Source organism: Dietzia sp. 2505 (genome assembly GCF_040546785.1).
Taxonomy (GTDB): Bacteria; Actinomycetota; Actinomycetes; order Mycobacteriales; family Mycobacteriaceae; genus Dietzia.
This window is the reverse complement of sequence record NZ_JBEPON010000003.1, coordinates 427,451-443,592: the sequence shown is the minus strand read 5'-3', so window position 1 is coordinate 443,592 and position 16,142 is coordinate 427,451. Positions and strand designations below refer to the sequence as shown.

Genomic DNA, 16,142 nt, shown 5'->3' with positions numbered 1-16,142 from the left:
GACACTGCGGTCAGCGGCGGCGCCCCGGACCCCGGGACGCCGCCGCTCGCCGTGAGGCGCGACCGACCTAGCGGCCGGGCAGGAAACGCATCGCGTCCGTCGCGGGCGCGAGCATCTTGTGCCACCGCGTGCGGGGCAGGAACGACGGCCCACCCAGGTGCATGACGCGCTGCGTGGCGATGGTCTGCGCCTCGGTGTACTTGAGCAGGCCCTCGTCGCCGTGCCGGCGGCCGACGCCGGAGGCGCCCATACCGCCCATCGGGCCCGCGACCGATCCCCAGCCGGCCACGTAGCCCTCCCCGACGTTGACGGTGCCGGTCCGCAGCCGCGCGGCGATCTCCTCACCCTCCGAGTCCGACGCGGCGAACACCGAGGAGTTGAGCCCGTACTCGGTGTCGTTGGCCTTGGCCACGGCCTCGTCCACCGAGTCGACCGGGTAGATCGACACGACCGGGCCGAACGTCTCCTCGCCGAAGCAGGTGGCGTCCTCCGGGACGTCGGCCAGCAGTGTCGGCTCGTAGAACAGGGGGCCGAGGTCCGGGCGGGGGCGCCCGCCGGCCAGGACGCGGGCACCCTTGGCCACGGCGTCGTCGACGTGCGCGGTCACGGTGTCCAGTTGGTCCCGGGAGATCAGGCTGCCCATCTCCGCCTCGAAGTCGTAGCCCGGGCCCACGCTCATGGACCGGACGCGGGCGGTGAGCTTCTCGATGAGCTGAGGAGCCACCGACCTCTCCACGTACACGCGCTCCACCGAGATGCAGAGCTGGCCGGAGTTGGAGAAGAACGCGCGTGTGGCCACCTCGGCGACCTCGTCGAGGTCGGCGCCCGCCGCGACGATCATGGCGTTCTTGCCGCCGAGCTCGGCGGAGAACCCGATGAGCCGCTCGCCGCACTGGCGACCGAGCGTGCGGCCGGTGGCAGTGGAACCGGTGAACATGAGGTAGTCCACGTTCTCCACGATCGCCCCGCCGACGGTCCGGCCGGAACCGGGGACCACCTGGAACAGGTCGCGGGGCAGCCCCGCGCGGTACAGCATGTCGGCTGCGGCGAGGGCGCAGAACGGCGTGATGGAGGCGGGCTTGATCACCACGGCGTTACCGGCGGCCAGGGCTGCCAGCGCGTCCGTGGCGGCGAGGTTGAGCGGGTAGTTCCACGGCGCGATCACGCCCACGACACCCTTGGGATGGCGTCGGACCACGGCCTTGGTCAGCCCCGGGAGCATGCCCTGGACCCGCTTGGGGGCGAGCAACCCCGGGGCCGTCTTGGCGTAGTGACGTGCGGTGATCAGGCAGTCCAGGACCTCTTCCTGGGCCGAGGCCCGGCTCTTGCCGGTCTCCGCCTGGACGATGTCCATGAGCTGCTCGCGATTGCGCATGACCAGGGATGCGAACCGCTTGAGCACGGCGACGCGGTCCGCGGGCTCGCGGTCGGCCCACGCGACCTGGGCGGCGCGGGCCCGCTCGACGGCCGCCACCGCGTCGTCGGCGGTGCCCACGGGGATCTCGGCGAGCGGATGGCCGGTGAAGACCTCTTCGATGACGGCTGACTCCCGACTCGAGGGATCGGAGCGGAATTCGGGGATCGCGACGAGGTCGCGGAGTCGGTCGTAGACACGGGGTGTGGGTCGGCTCATACCCCGATGTTACCGACGGGTAAGCCGACGCGGTACCGACTCGCCCTTGACCCTGACGTCGCGTCAGGGCCCAGGGTGGTCGATGTGAGAGATGCTGGAGGAATGACGAGGAGTGACGGGCTCACCGTGGGCGCGGTCGCCGACCTCGTCGGCGTCAGCGTCCGGACCCTGCACCACTGGGACCGGATCGGGCTGGCGCCGGCGAGCGGGCGGACGTGGTCGGACTACCGGGTGTACGACGACGACGACGTCGCGCGCATCCACCGGATCCTGGTCTACCGCGAGCTGGGCCTTCCGCTGGCGCAGATCGGTGTGCTGCTCGACGACCCCGACGTCGACGAGGGCGCCCACCTGTCCCGGCAGCGCGAGCTGCTCCTCGACCGCATCTCACACCTGCAGGAGATGGTCTCCGCAGTAGACCGCCTGAAGGAGGCGATCGCCGTGAACACACCACTGACGCCCGAGGACCGCGCCGAGATCTTCGGCACCGACTGGAACGAGGACTGGCAGGCAGAGGCGCAGCAGCAGTGGGGCGACACCCCGCAGTGGGAGCAGTCGCAGCAGCGCACGAGGGACATGTCCAAGGAGGACTGGCGCCGGGTCAAGGCCGAGACGGATTCGCTCAACACCGACCTGGCCGCCGCCAAGCGGGCCGGGGTGGACCCCGCCTCGGCCCGTGCCACCGAGCTGGTCGAGCGGCATCGTGAGTCGATCTCGACGTTCTACGACTGCACGCGCTCGATGCAGGTACTGCTGGCGCGCATGTACCGGCAGGACCCTCGTTTCAGCGAGACGTACGACTCGCTCGAGCCGGGACTGACCGGGTGGATCGAGGCCGCTGTCGAGGCCGACGCCCGCGCGCACGGCGTGGACCCCGACACCGCCACCTGGGACTGATCCCGGTGGTCCCTCCCCGATCCGCTCCGGGTTGCGCTGCATGTTCGTCCGGATCGCGGCCGGTCGTGCGTACCCTGGACGCATGACCAGTCGATGGACCACAGCCGACATCCCCGACCAGACGGGCCGGACCTTCATCGTCACCGGCGCCAACGCCGGCCTCGGACTCGAGTCCACCCGGGCGCTCACCGCGGCGGGCGCCCGGGTTCTGATGGCGTGCCGGGACACCACCCGCGCCGAGGCGGCCCGGGCCGGCCTGGCGCATCCGGAGCGGGCCGAGGTCGTGGAACTGGATCTGGCCGATCTGGACTCGGTCCGCTCCGCCGGCCGGGTGCTGGCCGACCAGCGACCCGATGTGCTGATCAACAACGCTGGACTGATGAACATCCCGCAGTCGCGCACGGCCCAGGGCCACGAGATGCAGTTCGGGGTGAACGTGCTCGGCCACTTCGCGCTCACCGAGCAGCTCGTCCCCGTGCTCACCGACCGGGTGGTGTGGCTCGGCTCGATGATGCACAAGAGGGGCACCGTCGACCCGGACAATCTCGACTGGACGCGCCGCAAGTACTCGCCGATGGGAGTCTACGCGGCCACCAAGCTCGCCTGCGTGATGCTGGCCTACGAGCAGCAGCGTCGGTTCGACGCGGCGGGGTCACCTCTGAAGGCCGTGGCCGCGCACCCCGGGTACTCGGCCACCAATCTCCAGTACCGCAGCGGCAGCCGGGTCCAGGACCTGATGATGCGGGTCGCGGAGAAGATCCCGTTCCTCGTCCAGCCGGCCGAGCGCGGGGCCCTGCCCCAGCTCTACGCCGCCACCGTCGACTCCGTCCCCGGCGGCGCGTACGTAGGCCCCGACGGGTTCGGTGAGCTCAGCGGGTACCCGACGATCGTGGATTCCACCCGCGCCTCTCACGACCGCGAGGTCGCGGCGGCCCTGTGGGAGCGGTGCGCGGAGATGACAGGGAGTCGATGACGACGGGCTGAGCCCCGCCCGCGGCTCAGCCGCGGCGCCTGGACCCCGCGAGCAACAGGGCCCCCACCAGCAGGCTCACCGTGGCCAGACCGGCGATCGCGGTGGTCTCCACGCCGGTGGCGGCCAGGGTCGCGGGGCCCGATGCCTGGGCCTGCGCACCCGTGGCCTGGTCGCCCCGAACCGGGGCGGCCTGCACCGCCTGGACCTGCACCGGCTGCACCTGCACCGCGGGCGAATCCGTGCCCGCGGCGTCCGTCAGCATGGGCATCTCGTCGCGCGACTCGTCGCCGGCACCGTCGGCGCCCTCGGCACCGACCGCGTCATCGGTCCCGTCGGTCTCGGCCCCCGCTTCGCCCGCGGCCTCCGCCTCAGCCGCGGCCTCCGCGACGGCCCTGCGGCGCTCGTTCTCCTCGAACGGGTCCTGCAGCGCGGAACGCTGCACCGCGTCGATGCTCCCGGCCAGTGCGCCGGGGAGCTCGGTGCCGGCCTCGGCGGCGGCGTCCTCGAGGAACCCGCCGGCCTCGGCCGAGCCCACCACCACGTCGTTCCAGAACGTCAGCTCGTGCGGGTAGAGCTCCCCGGCCTCCTGGCGTTCGGCCAGGGCGGCGAAGAACCCGCCGGCGAACTGCACGCTGAGGACCGGGAAGATGTACTCGGGGATCGAGAGCGAGCCGAGTCCGATGGTGCCCGACCCGATCGAACCGGTCGGGTTGACGTAGACGGACCCGGGCAGGCTGCCGGAGGAGGCCACGGAGGCCACCGCGGATCCACCCGCCGACCCCAGCGCCTCGAGCGGCGCCACCGAGCCGAGGACCTGACCGACGGACAGCGCGGCGTCCGGCACCACTCCGCTACCGATGTCCCGCAACCCCTCGGATCCCGCGCCGAAGCCGGGGTTGCCGACCACGATCTCCTCGGGGATCAGTCCGGTCAGGCCGTCGACGCTGGTGTTGCCGGTCTGGGTGGGCACCGAGGAGTCGGAGCCCGAGGTCTCCTGGCCGTGCGCCACGGCCGGGGTCGCGACCGCCGCGAGGGCGGTCGCGGCGACGACGGCGCCGATGCGCCTGGTCCGGAGTCCGGAACCACGGTTCTGGGGCATCTGTACTGGCCTCTCGTCATGAGCAGGGCCCTGCCGACCCGCGCACGCAAAGCGTACTACTACAGGGCCGATCCGGACTGCCGGGCCGGGTCCCGCCGCAGGGCCGTCCCCTACTGGAGTGCCGAACTCAGCCGCGCGACGTTGTCGACGTACCGCCCCGGCCACGGACGGCGCTGCCAGGTCCCCAGACCGAGAGACGTGCTCTCCTCGAGGTAGGCGTCCACCGCGTCGTTCATCTCGGTCAGCGCCTCCCCACCGAGGACCAGCAGGCTGATCTCGAAGTTCAGGTTGAAGGACCGCTGGTCCATGTTGCTCGACCCCACCACCCCGCCGTAGTCGTCGATCAACATCATCTTGGTGTGCAGTACCGCCGGCGAGCGGAACCTGTTGATCCGCACCCCGGCCTCGAGGAGTGCACGGTAGTAGGACCGCTGGGCGTGGTGGACCATGAACTGGTCCGCGTGTTCGGGGACGAACAACTCCACGTCGACACCCCTGTAGGACGCGGAGGTGATCGAGTGGAGCAAGGCCTCGTCCGGGACGAAGTACGGGCTGACGATCCTGATCCGGTGCTCGGCCTGGCCGATGAGCTGGGTGAACATGCGCAGGTTCGGCTGCGTGCGGTATCCGGGCCCCGACGGGACGAGCTGGAAGGCGCTGACCGGGTCGCCGGCGGTGGGGTCGCCTCCCGCGCCTCCGGCGCTGACCGACGTGCCGCGGGAGAGTTCCTCGAAGGTCTCGATGACCTCACCGCTCTCGGAGTACCAGTCCACCGCGAACACCCCGTTCATCGCCTGGACGATCTCGCCCCGGACCTCCATCATGAGGTCCACCCACTCCCGGCCGAGCCGCGTGTTCCGGGGGCTGCCGTAGTTCCGGGCGATGAGGTTCTGCGAGCCGATGAACCCGTGGTCGCCGTCGACGATGAGCATCTTGCGGTGGTTGCGCAGGTCGGGCCGGCGGAACCGACCGACGAACGGGTTGATCGGCAGCATGAGGTGCAGTTCGACCGGCGAGTGGCGCAACCGTCGTCGTAGCACCTTGAAGCCCCGGTACCGCAGGGACCCGAGGTGGTCGACCAGCACCCGGACCGTCACTCCCCTCTCCGCCGCCTCGACCGCGGCGGTGAAGAACTCGTCGGTCTCGTCGTCCCAGGACTGGGCGTAGAACTCGATGTGCACGTGGTCCCGGGCGGACCTCACCGCGTCCGTCATCGTGGCGAGAGAGGCCGCATAGTCCGAGTAGAGCCCCACGAACTCACCGGACATGCACGGGATCGCGGTGAGGTTTCGGTTCATCTCGAGAACCGTGCGCACCCCGGGCGGGATCCGCACGCCGTCGGGGACCGTGGGCCACTTCTCCAGCGCCTCCTCGTAGAGCCGGTTGGCCTCGGCCTGGATGACGTGCCGTCGGCCGGTGATGTACGGGTTTCCCAGCAGCAGGAACAGCGGCACCCCGACGATGGGGATGAACAGGATCGCCAGCAACCAGGCCTGAGAGGAGGAGGGCTGCCGATTCTCCGGCACCATGCCCAGGGCGAGGATCTTGATGGCGTACTCGGTGATGAGCAGGGCCGAGGTCACGCCCGCCGGAAAGGGGAGGAACGCCAGTCGGTCGACGGCGGGGTTCATGTGGCGGAGCGGGACAGGACGGCACCCCGGGGGAGGGAGCGGGGATCGACGAACCGGCCGTCGGTCATGGTCCAGCGGACCACTCCCGCCAGGGCCCTCTGCGCGTACACCGAATCGGCGGAACCGAGCTCCCGGGCACCGGGGAGGACGACGAACGCCTCGTCGTCGGCGACGGCGGTGAAGTCGGCCCTCAGGCCCGTCCGGATCTCCCCCCGGTCCTCGAGACCGACGATCGCGGCCGTCGTCCCGGACATCCACCTGGCCACGTCCGAGAGGTTACATCCCCTCCGGCGCGCCTCCGTCCACACCACCGAGAGACCGAGTCGGGCGGAGGCGATCGCGTCGATGGTGCCGTCGCGGAGGGCGTCCCAGAGGAGTTCGCGCGTGGCGGCGTCCCGGATCGGGGGATCCAGGTCGGCGGCGGCCGCGCCCCCGTGCGTGACCTCCGAGACCAGGGCGAGCAGGTGAGGGTTGGTGGAGGCGGTCACGCGCAGTCCCTCGGCCTTGGCCCCGCGCAGCAAGGGCAACTCCTCGGCGTCGGCGACCGCCCGCAGGTGCAGCCGACCACCGGTCCGGCGGCAGACGTCCAGCAGTATCGGGAGGTCCTCGACGCCGGCGTCCGCGGCGAAGAGCCCGCCGCGGCCGGCGACCTCCTCCGCCGCCGCCGCCAGGTCACCGCTGTTCAGGGTGGGGGTTCCCGCGACGCCCTTCCCGTCCGCCACGGCGGAGACGCCGAACACGCCCCGGTCCAGCAACGCGCCGAGCCGTCCGGGGTTGCCCGGCACCGCGGCGCCCCACAGGCCCACGTCGACGAAGGACTCGCCGGTCACGCCTTCACGCCATCGGTCGACCTGCTCCGGGTCGGTGGCCGACGGGTCGCCGTTCGTCCCGTAGTCGACCACGGTGGTGATCCCCCCGAGGGCGGCAGAACGGGTGCCCACCGCGACGTCCTCGGTGCTCACGTGCGGATCCACCAGACCGGGCATCAGAACGACGTCGTCACCCAGATCGATCGTGTGGTCACCTGCCAACCCGATGTCCCGCGCCTCGGACCCGGTACGCACGGAGGAGATCACACCGCCGTCCACCGCCACCGCGGCCTGCTGGATACGACCGTCGACCACGGCGCGGCGGGCGTGGATCAGGAGCTCGTACCTGGCCACGGATCGGTCCTCCTACGTCTAGACGGATTTCGGTGACACCCTCGGACGTCATTGTCCCCCACGGCCGAGGTCTTCCGGGGCAGCGTCGCCGGATAGCGTGGAGGGAGACCGAACTCAGACCAGGAGGGCCCGCCATGACCGACACCCCCACCGGATTCGTCCCCACCGCTGACCTCGTCGACGAGATCGGCGAGGGCGTCCGGAGTTGCGACACCCAGTTCCGCGACCTCGGCGGCCGCCCCGAGTTCTTCGGCCCGATCTCCACGGTCCGGTGCTTTCAGGACAACGCGCTGCTCAAGAGCGTCCTGGGTGAGCCCGGAGAGGGCCGGGTCCTGGTGATCGACGGGGACGCGAGCGTGCACACGGCGCTCGTCGGCGACCTCATCGCGGAACTCGGTCGATCCAACGGCTGGGCCGGCGTGGTGGTCCACGGCGCGATCCGCGACTCCGCGGTGATCGGCACGATGGACTTCGGATGCAAGGCCCTCGGGACCAACCCCCGCAAGTCGTCCAAGACGGGCGCCGGGGAGCGGGATGTCACCGTGAGTTTCGGCGGGGTCGACTTCGTCCCCGGCGACATGCTCTACGCGGACTCCGACGGGATCGTGGTGCGCTGACCCTGGCGCCCGCAACACCCCCGGGTGTGACGGCCGACGGGGTCGCCGAGCGGTCAGCTGATCAGGACGCGCCCGCGAAAGTGCCGACCGAGCCGACCGACAGCTCGCCGATCGAGGCCTCCGGCCCGTAGCTGCCCAGCGACCCGGGCGCGTACGACCCGGTCGAATTGGGCACGTCGACGGAGAGGACGACGGAACCGGTGTTGATGAGCGTCGTCAGCAGGTTCATCAGCGAGCCGGTGCCGAGGGAGCCGTAGCCGAGACTGCCGAGCGCGTCGATGGTCGCGGGATCAACCGACATGCAGCGGGCGCCGTTCATCGTCTGGATCCACACGCAGAACGGGTCCGTCGGCTCCTCGGGCGCCGCCGACGCCGAACCGGCCCCGACCAGCAGGGCGGTGGCCATCAGAGCGGTCGACGCCGCGGCGAGCATGGTGGTGCGCATGTCAGGGAACCTCCGGGTAGGCACCCCACCCGGGCGTGGGGCAGTCCACACGAAGTGTAACGGGTATCACACCCTCCGCGACCGGCGCCCCGGCCGGATCATGCCTCGCGTCTGATCCACCGCAGGAGGGGACCGAGGGACACCCTGTCGGTGAGATCCAGCCCGCCCAGTTCGAGCATCGACTCCTCCTCCGGGGTGAGGTCCGGCTTCCGGCGCAGAGCCGCCAGCGCGGTCTTGATGCCCAGCCGCTGCCGGAACCCGAGTTGGTCGGGGGTCACCACGCCGCGCAACTGGAAAAGCTTGAGGTCCCGGAGCTGGTCGGCGGAGAACTCGCTCGACATCAGGTCGATCCGGGCGTCGTCGGTGACCGGGGTGGGGCCCACCATGACGACGGCGACCCGGCGACCGGCCTCCACGAGCGCCTCCCAGTTGTCCTTGATGAACCCCGAGCCACCCAGACCGCCTCCCGGACGCATGCCCGTCACCAGGACCACCGTCCCGGCCACCACGAGTTCGGCGGGATCCACGGAGTCGTGGTGGGAGCTGCGGGTGTCGAACTCCTCCGCCAACCACTCCGCGTAGCGGCGGGCCCCCGGGTCGTCGTCGTGCAGCACCACCGGGGCCTGCACGGAGCCGGACGTCATCTCGTTCATTCAGGCCTCCCCTGCCCGTCACGGGCGACCACTCGGGCCGCGCGGCCACCGAACGCCACCACGTCTCCGTCGGCCAGTCCGCGACCACGCCGCACGTCGACCTCCCCGTTGACGCTGACCGAGCCCGCCGCGACGGCGTCTTTGGCCTCCGCCCCGGAGTCGAGCAACGAGGACAGCTTGAGGAACTGGCCGAGTGTCAGCTTGCTGCCCAGATCACATTCGACGTCGTCCACTGGTGGACCGGCCGGCGGTGTCACCCGCGCGACCCGTCCGCGTCCTGCGATATGGCGGCTCATACCTCCGAGCCTATCGGCCCCGCCGTCAGGGGGCGGGACCAGAGGGTGGGGCCTGCTCCTCCGGTAGCGCCGCACGGCCGCGCCTCGTGACCAGGGCCAGGCCCATCCCGCCGGCGACGAGGACCGCGGCGGCCAGACCGAGAGCGACGGTCTGCACCCCGGAGATCCCCAGCGAGGACGAGTCCGCCCCGTCCCCCTCCTCCGGCGAGTCCCCCTCCACCGGGAGCGGGGGGAGTTCGCTGAGCACGGGGAGATCGGTCACCTCGACCCTCGCCCCGGAACCGGTCTGCTGGGCTGAGGCGGCGGGCCCGCCGATCATCGCGATCGACAGGCACAGCGCGACCACGAGTGCGGCGACAAGTCCGACGAACACGGCACCGGACACGGCGGCAGGGCGACGGCGGACCATGTATGCCTTCCGTGACGGCGGCCGGGGTGGCCTGGATCGAATTGCCTCACATCTTAGGTTCTATTAAGGCGAAACGATACCCCGCCGTGCTCCCCCGACCGCGCGTCGCCTGGTCAGCGCTGTGCGACGTCCGTGGGTCGAACGGGCGACGGGAGGGCCGTCTCCCCCATCAGGAAGCGGTCGACCGAGGCCGCGGCCGCGCGTCCCTCGGCGATAGCCCACACGATCAGGGACTGGCCACGTCCCATGTCCCCGGCGACGAACACACCGTCGACGTTGGTGGAGTAGGTGTCGTCCCGGTCCACGTTGCCCCGGTCGCTGAAGTCCACGCCCAGGTCGGAACACAATCCGGACTTCTGCGCGCCCGTGAACCCCATGGCCAGCAGGACCAGGTCCGCCGGATACTCGAAGTCGGTGCCGGGCACCGCTTCGAAGCGACCGTCGACCATCTTGACCTCGGAACCCTTGAGCGCGGTCACGTGGCCGCCCTCGCCGAGGAACTCGGCGGTGGAGACGCTGTAGACCCGCTCGCCGTTCTCCTCGTGCGCCGACGCCGTACGGAACATCAGCGGGTACACGGGCCACGGGGTCGAGGCGGCACGGGTGGCCGGCGGCCTGGGCATGATCTCGAAGCTCTTGACGGACTTCGCACCCTGGCGGGTGGCCGTCCCAAGGCAGTCGGCGCCGGTGTCACCGCCGCCGATGATGATCACGTGCTTATCCCGTGCGTGGATCTCGGGCAGTCCGTCGGAGTCCACCACCGGATCACCGACCGCGGCCTTGTTGGCCAGCGGCAGGTAGTCCATCGCCTGGTGGATCCCGTCGAGCTCGCGACCCGGGACCGGGAGATCCCGTCGCATGGTCGCGCCGCCACAGAGGACGACCGCATCGAACTCGCCGCGCAGCTGCGAGGCGGTGATGTCCTTGCCCACGTTGACGCCGGTACGGAACACCGTGCCCTCCGCCTCCATCTGGGCGAGGCGCCGGTCGATGATCTCCTTCTCCATCTTGAACTCGGGGATGCCGTAGCGCATCAGACCACCGATACGGTCATCGCGCTCGAAGACCGTCACCGAGTGCCCGGCACGCGTGAGCTGCTGCGCGGCAGCCAGCCCGGCGGGACCGGAACCCACGATCGCCACAGACTGGCCGGTGCGGAACGAGGGGATCACCGGATCCATGGGACCGTCCTCCCATGCCTTCTCGGCGATCTCCACCTCGATCTGCTTGATCGTCACCGCGGGCTGGTTGATGCCCAGGACGCAGGAGCCCTCACACGGAGCCGGGCAGAGACGTCCCGTGAACTCGGGGAAGTTGTTGGTGGCGTGCAGACGATCCACCGCCGCGTCCCACCGCCCGCGGTGCACGAGGTCGTTCCACTCCGGGATGATGTTGCCGAGCGGGCAACCCTGGTGACAGAACGGGATGCCGCAGCCCATGCAGCGACTGGCCTGGGTCTTGAGGTGATCCTCCGGGAGGGTCGTCGACTCGTAGACCTCCTTCCAGTCCATGATCCGCAGATCCACCGGACGACGCTCGGGGAGCTCCCGGTCGGTGTGCTTGAGAAAGCCCTTCGGGTCAGCCATTTGCGGCCTCCATGATCGCCTCGTCCACGTTGCGTCCGTCCTTCTCCGCCTGCTCGATGGCGAGCAGCACGCGCTTGTAGTCGCGCGGCATGATCTTGGCGAAGTGATTCACGTTCTGCGCCCAACCGGACAGGATCTCCCGGGCCCTCGCCGAATCGGTCTCGGCGGCGTGCCGCTCGACGATCCGGTGCAGGAACTCGACGTCCTCCGTCAACAGTTCCTCGATCTCGACGAGCTCGTCGTTGAGATTCACGGGCAACTGCCCGTCCGGGTCGTAGAAGTACGCGACACCGCCCGACATGCCGGCTGCCACGTTGCGCCCGGTCGACCCGAGCACCACGACCTGGCCACCCGTCATGTACTCGCACGCGTGGTCACCCACGCCCTCGACCACCGCGGTGACGCCGGAGTTGCGGACGCAGAAGCGCTCGCCCACGATTCCCCGCAGATAGATCTCACCGCTGGTCGCGCCGTAACAGATCACGTTCCCGGCGATGATGTTGTCCTCCGCCACGAAGTCCGGGGCCGCGTCCAGGGCGGGCCGGACCACGATCCGACCACCCGACAGTCCCTTGCCCACGTAGTCGTTGGCGTCACCGAAGACACGCTGGGTCACGCCGGAGGCGAGGAACGCCCCGAACGAGTTGCCCGCCGAACCGGTGAAGGTCAGGTCGATGGACCCGTCCGGCAGGCCGGCGGCCCCGTACGCCTTGGAGATCTCGTGGCTGAGCATGGTGCCAACCGAGCGGTTGACGTTGCAGATCGGGTACCGACCGATGCCCGGGCCGGACGACGGGTCGACGACCACCGAGCGGAAGTCCTCGATGAGCGTGCGGTCGAGCACGCCCTCCAACTTGTGGTCCTGCTGCTTGGTGCAGCGAAGGTCCTGGTGCATGAAGGGGGAGTCCGCCTGCGCGAAGACGGGCTCGAGGTCCAGCTTGGCCGCCCGCTTGTTGTGGGCGAACGCACGGGACTTGTCAAGGCACTCGGAGTGCCCGATCGCCTCGTCGAGGGATCGGAAGCCCAGCTCGGCGAGGTACTCGCGGACCTCCTCCGCGACGAACTCCATGAAGTTCACCACGTACTCGGCCTTGCCGTTGAACCGCTCGCGCAGCACCGGGTTCTGGGTGGCCACACCCACCGGGCACGTGTCGAGGTGGCAGACGCGCATCATGACGCAGCCGGCCACGACGAGCGGCGCGGTGGCGAACCCGAACTCCTCGCCACCGAGCAGCGCAGCCACGATCACGTCGCGCCCCGTCTTGAGCTGACCGTCGACCTGGACGACGATGCGGTCGCGGAGCCCGTTGACCAGCAGAGTCTGCTGGGTCTCGGCCAGGCCCAGCTCCCACGGGCCACCGGCGTGCTTGAGCGAGGTCAGCGGCGAGGCGCCCGTGCCACCGTCGTGGCCCGAGATCAGCACCACGTCGGCGTGCGTCTTGGACACACCCGTCGCGACGGTCCCCACGCCCTGCTCGGCGACGAGCTTGACGTGGATCCGCGCCTCGGGATTGGCGTTCTTCAGGTCGTAGATGAGCTGCGCCAGGTCCTCGATCGAGTAGATGTCGTGGTGCGGCGGGGGCGAGATCAACCCGACGCCCGGCGTGGAGCCACGGACCTCGGCCACCCAGGGGTACACCTTGCCCGGCGGCAGCTGGCCGCCCTCGCCCGGCTTGGCGCCCTGGGCCATCTTGATCTGGATGTCGGTGCAGTTGGCCAGGTAGTTGCTGGTCACGCCGAACCGTCCGGAGGCGACCTGCTTGATGGCCGACCGGCGCCAGTCCCCATTGGGGTCGGGGCTGAACCTGGCGATCGACTCGCCGCCCTCACCCGAGTTGGACCGGGCGTGCAGGCGGTTCATCGCGATCGCGAGGGTCTCGTGCGCCTCCGCGGAGATGGAACCGTAGCTCATCGCGCCGGTGGAGAACCGCTTGACGATCTCCGACACCGGCTCGACCTCGTCGATCGACACCGGCGGGCGGGTGCTCTTGAGCTCGAACAGGCCGCGGAGCGTGGCCAGACGCTCCGACTGGTCGTCGACGAGCCGCGAGTACTCCTTGAAGATCTCGTATCGGCCGGAGCGCGTGGAGTGCTGGAGCTTGAACACCGTGTCCGGGTTGAACAGGTGGTACTCGCCCTCGCGCCGCCACTGGTACTCGCCACCGATCTCGAGCTCGCGGTGGGCGGCCTCCTCGGGACGCGGCAGGAAGGCGAAGCGGTGCCGACTGGCCACGTCCTCGGCGATCTCGTCGAGGCCGATCCCGTCGATCGGGCTGACCGAGCCGGTGAAGTACTCGTCGCACAGTTCCTGCGACAGCCCGGTGATGTCGAACAGCTGGGCGCCCGTGTAGGAGGCGAGCGTGGAGATACCCATCTTGGACATCACCTTGAGCACGCCCTTGGCGGCCGCCTTGCGGTAGTTGGCGCAGGCCTCGACCGTGTCGATCCCGGTGAGATCGCCCGTCTTGACGAGCTCGTCGATCGACTCGAAGGCCATGTAGGGGTTGATGGCGTTGGCGCCGTAGCCGAACAGCACCGCCATGTGGTGCACCTCGCGGGCGTCGCCCGACTCCACCACCAGGCTGACCCGGGTGCGGGTCTTCTCGCGGACGAGGTGGTGATGCACGGCGGAGGTCAACAGCAGGGACGGGATGGGGGCGTTGCGCTCGTCGGACTCACGGTCCGAGAGCACGATGACGGCGGCACCGTCCTCGATCGCGTCCGAGACCTCGCGGCGGATGCGGTCCAGCGCGATGCGCAGGCCCCGCCCGCCGTGGGCGACGTTGTACAGACCACGGACGGTCACCGCGCGGAGCGCCGGGCGGGAGTCCCCCGCCGCCCGCAGCGTGGCGAGCTCGGAGTTGCCCAGGATCGGGTTGTCGAGCTTGATCTGCCGACAGGAGTCCGGGCCGGGGTTGATGAGGTCACCCTCGGGCCCGAGCGTCACCCCGTAGCTGGTGACGAGTTCTTCGCGGATGGCGTCGAGCGGCGGGTTGGTGACCTGCGCGAACCGCTGGGCGAAGTAGTCGAACAGCATCCGGGCCCGCTGGGACAGCACGGGAAGCGGGGTGTCGGTGCCCATCGACCCGGTCGCCTCTGCCCCGATGCCGGCCATCGGGGAGACCAGGATGCGGAGCTCCTCCTCGGTGTAGCCGAACACCCGCTGCCGCAGTACCACGCGCTCGTGGCTCATGATCTCCTGGCTGACCTGGGGCAGGTCACCGAGACGGACCATGCCCTCGTCGAGCCATTGCTGATACGGGTGTTCGGCGGCGAGCTGCTCCTTGATCTCCTGGTCGTCGATGATCCGCCCCGCGGCGGTGTCGACCAGGAACATGCGGCCGGGCCGCAGGCGCGTCTTGGTGACCACCTTGTCCTGCGGGATGTCCAGGACACCGACCTCGGAGGCCATGACGACGAGACCGTCGTCGGTGACCCAGATCCGGGAGGGGCGCAGGCCGTTGCGGTCGAGGACGGCTCCGATCACGGTGCCGTCGGTGAAGGTGATCGACGCCGGACCGTCCCAGGCCTCCATGAGCGAGGCGTGGTACTCGTAGAACGCCCGCTTGGCGGGATCCATGGTCTCGTGGCGCTCCCACGCCTCGGGCACCATCATGAGCACGGCGTGCGGAAGGGTCCGCCCGGCCAGGGTCAGCAACTCGAGCGCCTCGTCGAACCGCGCGGTGTCCGATCCACCGGGTGTGCAGATGGGCAGGGCCGCCGACAGATCCTCGATGTGCTCGCTCGACATGAGCGACTCACGGGCGCGCATCCAGTTCTCGTTACCGCGGGCGGTGTTGATCTCACCGTTGTGCGCGACGTAGCGGAACGGATGCGCGAGCGGCCAGGCCGGGAAGGTGTTGGTGGAGAAGCGGGAGTGGACGATGCCCAGGGCGGACTCGACGCGCTCGTCCTGCAGGTCGAGATAGAACTCGGGGAGCTGCTTCTCCGTGAGCATGCCCTTGTAGACGAATGTCCGGGGGCTCAGGGACGGGAAGTACACGGTCTCCGAGCCCAGGTCGCCCTTGCCGGGCCCCTTGGATCCGAGCTCGTGCTCGCACCGCTTGCGGACCACGAAGCACTTGCGCTCGAGTGCGAGCTCGGTGAGCAGGGCACCGTCGGCACCCGCGGCCTTGACGAAGATCTGGTGGATGGTGGGCTGGGCGTCGCGGGAGATCGCGCCGACCGTCGAGTCGTCGACCGGGACCTCACGCCATCCGATGACCGTGACGCCCTGCTCGGCGGCGATCCTCTCCACGAGGCGCTTGGCGTCCATCGCGAGCATCCGTGACTGGGGGAGAAAACAGAGGCCGGTCGCGTACGCACCGGCCTCGGGCAGTTCCAGGTCCTGCTCCTCGCGCATCACCTCGCGGAAGAACCGGTCCGGTACCTGGATCATCAGGCCCGTGCCGTCACCGGTGTTGTGCTCGGCGCCGACAGCGCCCCGGTGCTCGAGGTTGACGAGCGCGGCGATCGCCTTCTCGACGATGTCCCGGGACTGACGTCCGTACATGTCCACGACGAACGCGACACCGCAGGAATCGTGTTCATATTCAGGGCGGTACAGGCCTCTGGGGCCGGGAGTCGTCATCATCTGCTCGCCTTCGTTTGTCGACGGGCGGACTCCGTGGTGGCTGGAGCACCCGCACTCAGATCACCGTGGTGCTCTGGCCCGCAAATAATATGGGGAAAAGGGGGTAGCCGCACAATTGGGTTTCGTCAATCGACGCGGACTGACAT

Annotated in this window: 13 protein-coding genes; 3 read left to right on the top strand and 10 right to left on the bottom strand. The window is 69.8% G+C overall.

Annotated features, from left to right (window positions below; genetic code table 11):
• Positions 1-67: 67 nt before the first annotated feature.
• Positions 68-1,633, bottom strand: coding sequence for a succinic semialdehyde dehydrogenase (locus ABIE38_RS08920; protein WP_354055488.1), 1,566 nt, complete (start codon positions 1,631-1,633; stop codon positions 68-70).
• A gap of 102 nt (positions 1,634-1,735) precedes the next feature.
• Between ABIE38_RS08920 and ABIE38_RS08915 the strand changes: the two genes are divergently transcribed.
• Both ABIE38_RS08915 and ABIE38_RS08910 read left to right on the top strand, forming a co-directional pair.
• Positions 1,736-2,530 (top strand): MerR family transcriptional regulator, encoded by a 795-nt coding sequence (locus ABIE38_RS08915; RefSeq protein ID WP_354055487.1) that lies wholly within the window; start codon positions 1,736-1,738, stop codon positions 2,528-2,530.
• A gap of 82 nt (positions 2,531-2,612) precedes the next feature.
• Positions 2,613-3,503 carry an oxidoreductase gene (locus ABIE38_RS08910; protein WP_354055485.1) on the top strand — a complete coding sequence of 297 codons (891 nt, stop codon included), beginning with the start codon at positions 2,613-2,615 and terminating at the stop codon, positions 3,501-3,503.
• A 25-nt stretch (positions 3,504-3,528) separates the two neighbouring features.
• On the opposite strand, the gene ABIE38_RS08905 is transcribed toward ABIE38_RS08910, so the two are convergent.
• The 3 genes from ABIE38_RS08905 to ABIE38_RS08895 form a co-directional block, all read right to left on the bottom strand.
• A complete protein-coding gene (locus ABIE38_RS08905) occupies positions 3,529-4,602 on the bottom strand; it encodes a hypothetical protein (RefSeq protein ID WP_354055483.1) in 1,074 nt (357 codons plus the stop codon).
• A 110-nt stretch (positions 4,603-4,712) separates the two neighbouring features.
• Positions 4,713-6,233 (bottom strand): phospholipase D-like domain-containing protein, encoded by a 1,521-nt coding sequence (locus tag ABIE38_RS08900; RefSeq protein WP_354055481.1) that lies wholly within the window; start codon positions 6,231-6,233, stop codon positions 4,713-4,715.
• Positions 6,230-7,396 (bottom strand): amidohydrolase family protein, encoded by a 1,167-nt coding sequence (locus ABIE38_RS08895; protein ID WP_354055479.1) that lies wholly within the window; start codon positions 7,394-7,396, stop codon positions 6,230-6,232. The genes ABIE38_RS08900 and ABIE38_RS08895 overlap by 4 nt, the downstream gene beginning before the upstream one ends.
• Before the next feature lie 134 nt (positions 7,397-7,530).
• Between ABIE38_RS08895 and rraA the strand changes: the two genes are divergently transcribed.
• Complete coding sequence (gene rraA / locus ABIE38_RS08890) at positions 7,531-8,013, top strand: ribonuclease E activity regulator RraA (RefSeq protein ID WP_354055477.1); 483 nt, start codon at positions 7,531-7,533, stop codon at positions 8,011-8,013.
• 61 nt (positions 8,014-8,074) lie between these two features.
• Here rraA and ABIE38_RS08885 read toward each other — a convergent pair whose 3' ends face one another.
• The 6 genes from ABIE38_RS08885 to gltB all read right to left on the bottom strand — a co-directional run bounded on the left by ABIE38_RS08885 (position 8,075) and on the right by gltB (position 15,996).
• Positions 8,075-8,458, bottom strand: coding sequence for a hypothetical protein (locus ABIE38_RS08885; protein WP_354055476.1), 384 nt, complete (start codon positions 8,456-8,458; stop codon positions 8,075-8,077).
• A 98-nt stretch (positions 8,459-8,556) separates the two neighbouring features.
• On the bottom strand, positions 8,557-9,111 hold the full coding sequence (locus tag ABIE38_RS08880; RefSeq protein WP_354055474.1) for a hypothetical protein: 555 nt from the start codon (positions 9,109-9,111) through the stop codon (positions 8,557-8,559).
• Entirely contained in the window at positions 9,108-9,407 is a 300-nt protein-coding gene (locus tag ABIE38_RS08875) for an RNA-binding S4 domain-containing protein (RefSeq protein ID WP_502914747.1), read from the bottom strand. The genes ABIE38_RS08880 and ABIE38_RS08875 overlap by 4 nt, the downstream gene beginning before the upstream one ends.
• A gap of 25 nt (positions 9,408-9,432) precedes the next feature.
• Positions 9,433-9,816 (bottom strand): hypothetical protein, encoded by a 384-nt coding sequence (locus ABIE38_RS08870; protein WP_354055472.1) that lies wholly within the window; start codon positions 9,814-9,816, stop codon positions 9,433-9,435.
• A 113-nt stretch (positions 9,817-9,929) separates the two neighbouring features.
• Positions 9,930-11,402 carry a glutamate synthase subunit beta gene (locus ABIE38_RS08865; RefSeq protein WP_354055470.1) on the bottom strand — a complete coding sequence of 491 codons (1,473 nt, stop codon included), beginning with the start codon at positions 11,400-11,402 and terminating at the stop codon, positions 9,930-9,932.
• Positions 11,395-15,996 carry a glutamate synthase large subunit gene (gene gltB, locus ABIE38_RS08860; RefSeq protein ID WP_354055468.1) on the bottom strand — a complete coding sequence of 1,534 codons (4,602 nt, stop codon included), beginning with the start codon at positions 15,994-15,996 and terminating at the stop codon, positions 11,395-11,397. The genes ABIE38_RS08865 and gltB overlap by 8 nt, the downstream gene beginning before the upstream one ends.
• Positions 15,997-16,142 lie beyond the last annotated feature (146 nt).

Excerpts from the sequence above, each read along its gene's own strand:
- ABIE38_RS08920 (WP_354055488.1), bottom strand. The coding sequence starts at position 1,633 with ATGAGCCGACCCACACCCCGTGTCTACGACCGACTCCGCGACCTCGTC.
- ABIE38_RS08915 (WP_354055487.1), top strand. The coding sequence starts at position 1,736 with ATGACGAGGAGTGACGGGCTCACCGTGGGCGCGGTCGCCGACCTCGTC.
- ABIE38_RS08910 (WP_354055485.1), top strand. The coding sequence starts at position 2,613 with ATGACCAGTCGATGGACCACAGCCGACATCCCCGACCAGACGGGCCGG.
- ABIE38_RS08905 (WP_354055483.1), bottom strand. The coding sequence starts at position 4,602 with ATGCCCCAGAACCGTGGTTCCGGACTCCGGACCAGGCGCATCGGCGCC.
- ABIE38_RS08900 (WP_354055481.1), bottom strand. The coding sequence starts at position 6,233 with ATGAACCCCGCCGTCGACCGACTGGCGTTCCTCCCCTTTCCGGCGGGC.
- rraA (WP_354055477.1), top strand. The coding sequence starts at position 7,531 with ATGACCGACACCCCCACCGGATTCGTCCCCACCGCTGACCTCGTCGAC.
- ABIE38_RS08885 (WP_354055476.1), bottom strand. The coding sequence starts at position 8,458 with ATGCGCACCACCATGCTCGCCGCGGCGTCGACCGCTCTGATGGCCACC.
- ABIE38_RS08880 (WP_354055474.1), bottom strand. The coding sequence starts at position 9,111 with ATGAACGAGATGACGTCCGGCTCCGTGCAGGCCCCGGTGGTGCTGCAC.
- ABIE38_RS08875 (WP_502914747.1), bottom strand. The coding sequence starts at position 9,407 with ATGAGCCGCCATATCGCAGGACGCGGACGGGTCGCGCGGGTGACACCG.
- ABIE38_RS08870 (WP_354055472.1), bottom strand. The coding sequence starts at position 9,816 with ATGGTCCGCCGTCGCCCTGCCGCCGTGTCCGGTGCCGTGTTCGTCGGA.
- ABIE38_RS08865 (WP_354055470.1), bottom strand. The coding sequence starts at position 11,402 with ATGGCTGACCCGAAGGGCTTTCTCAAGCACACCGACCGGGAGCTCCCC.
- gltB (WP_354055468.1), bottom strand. The coding sequence starts at position 15,996 with ATGATGACGACTCCCGGCCCCAGAGGCCTGTACCGCCCTGAATATGAA.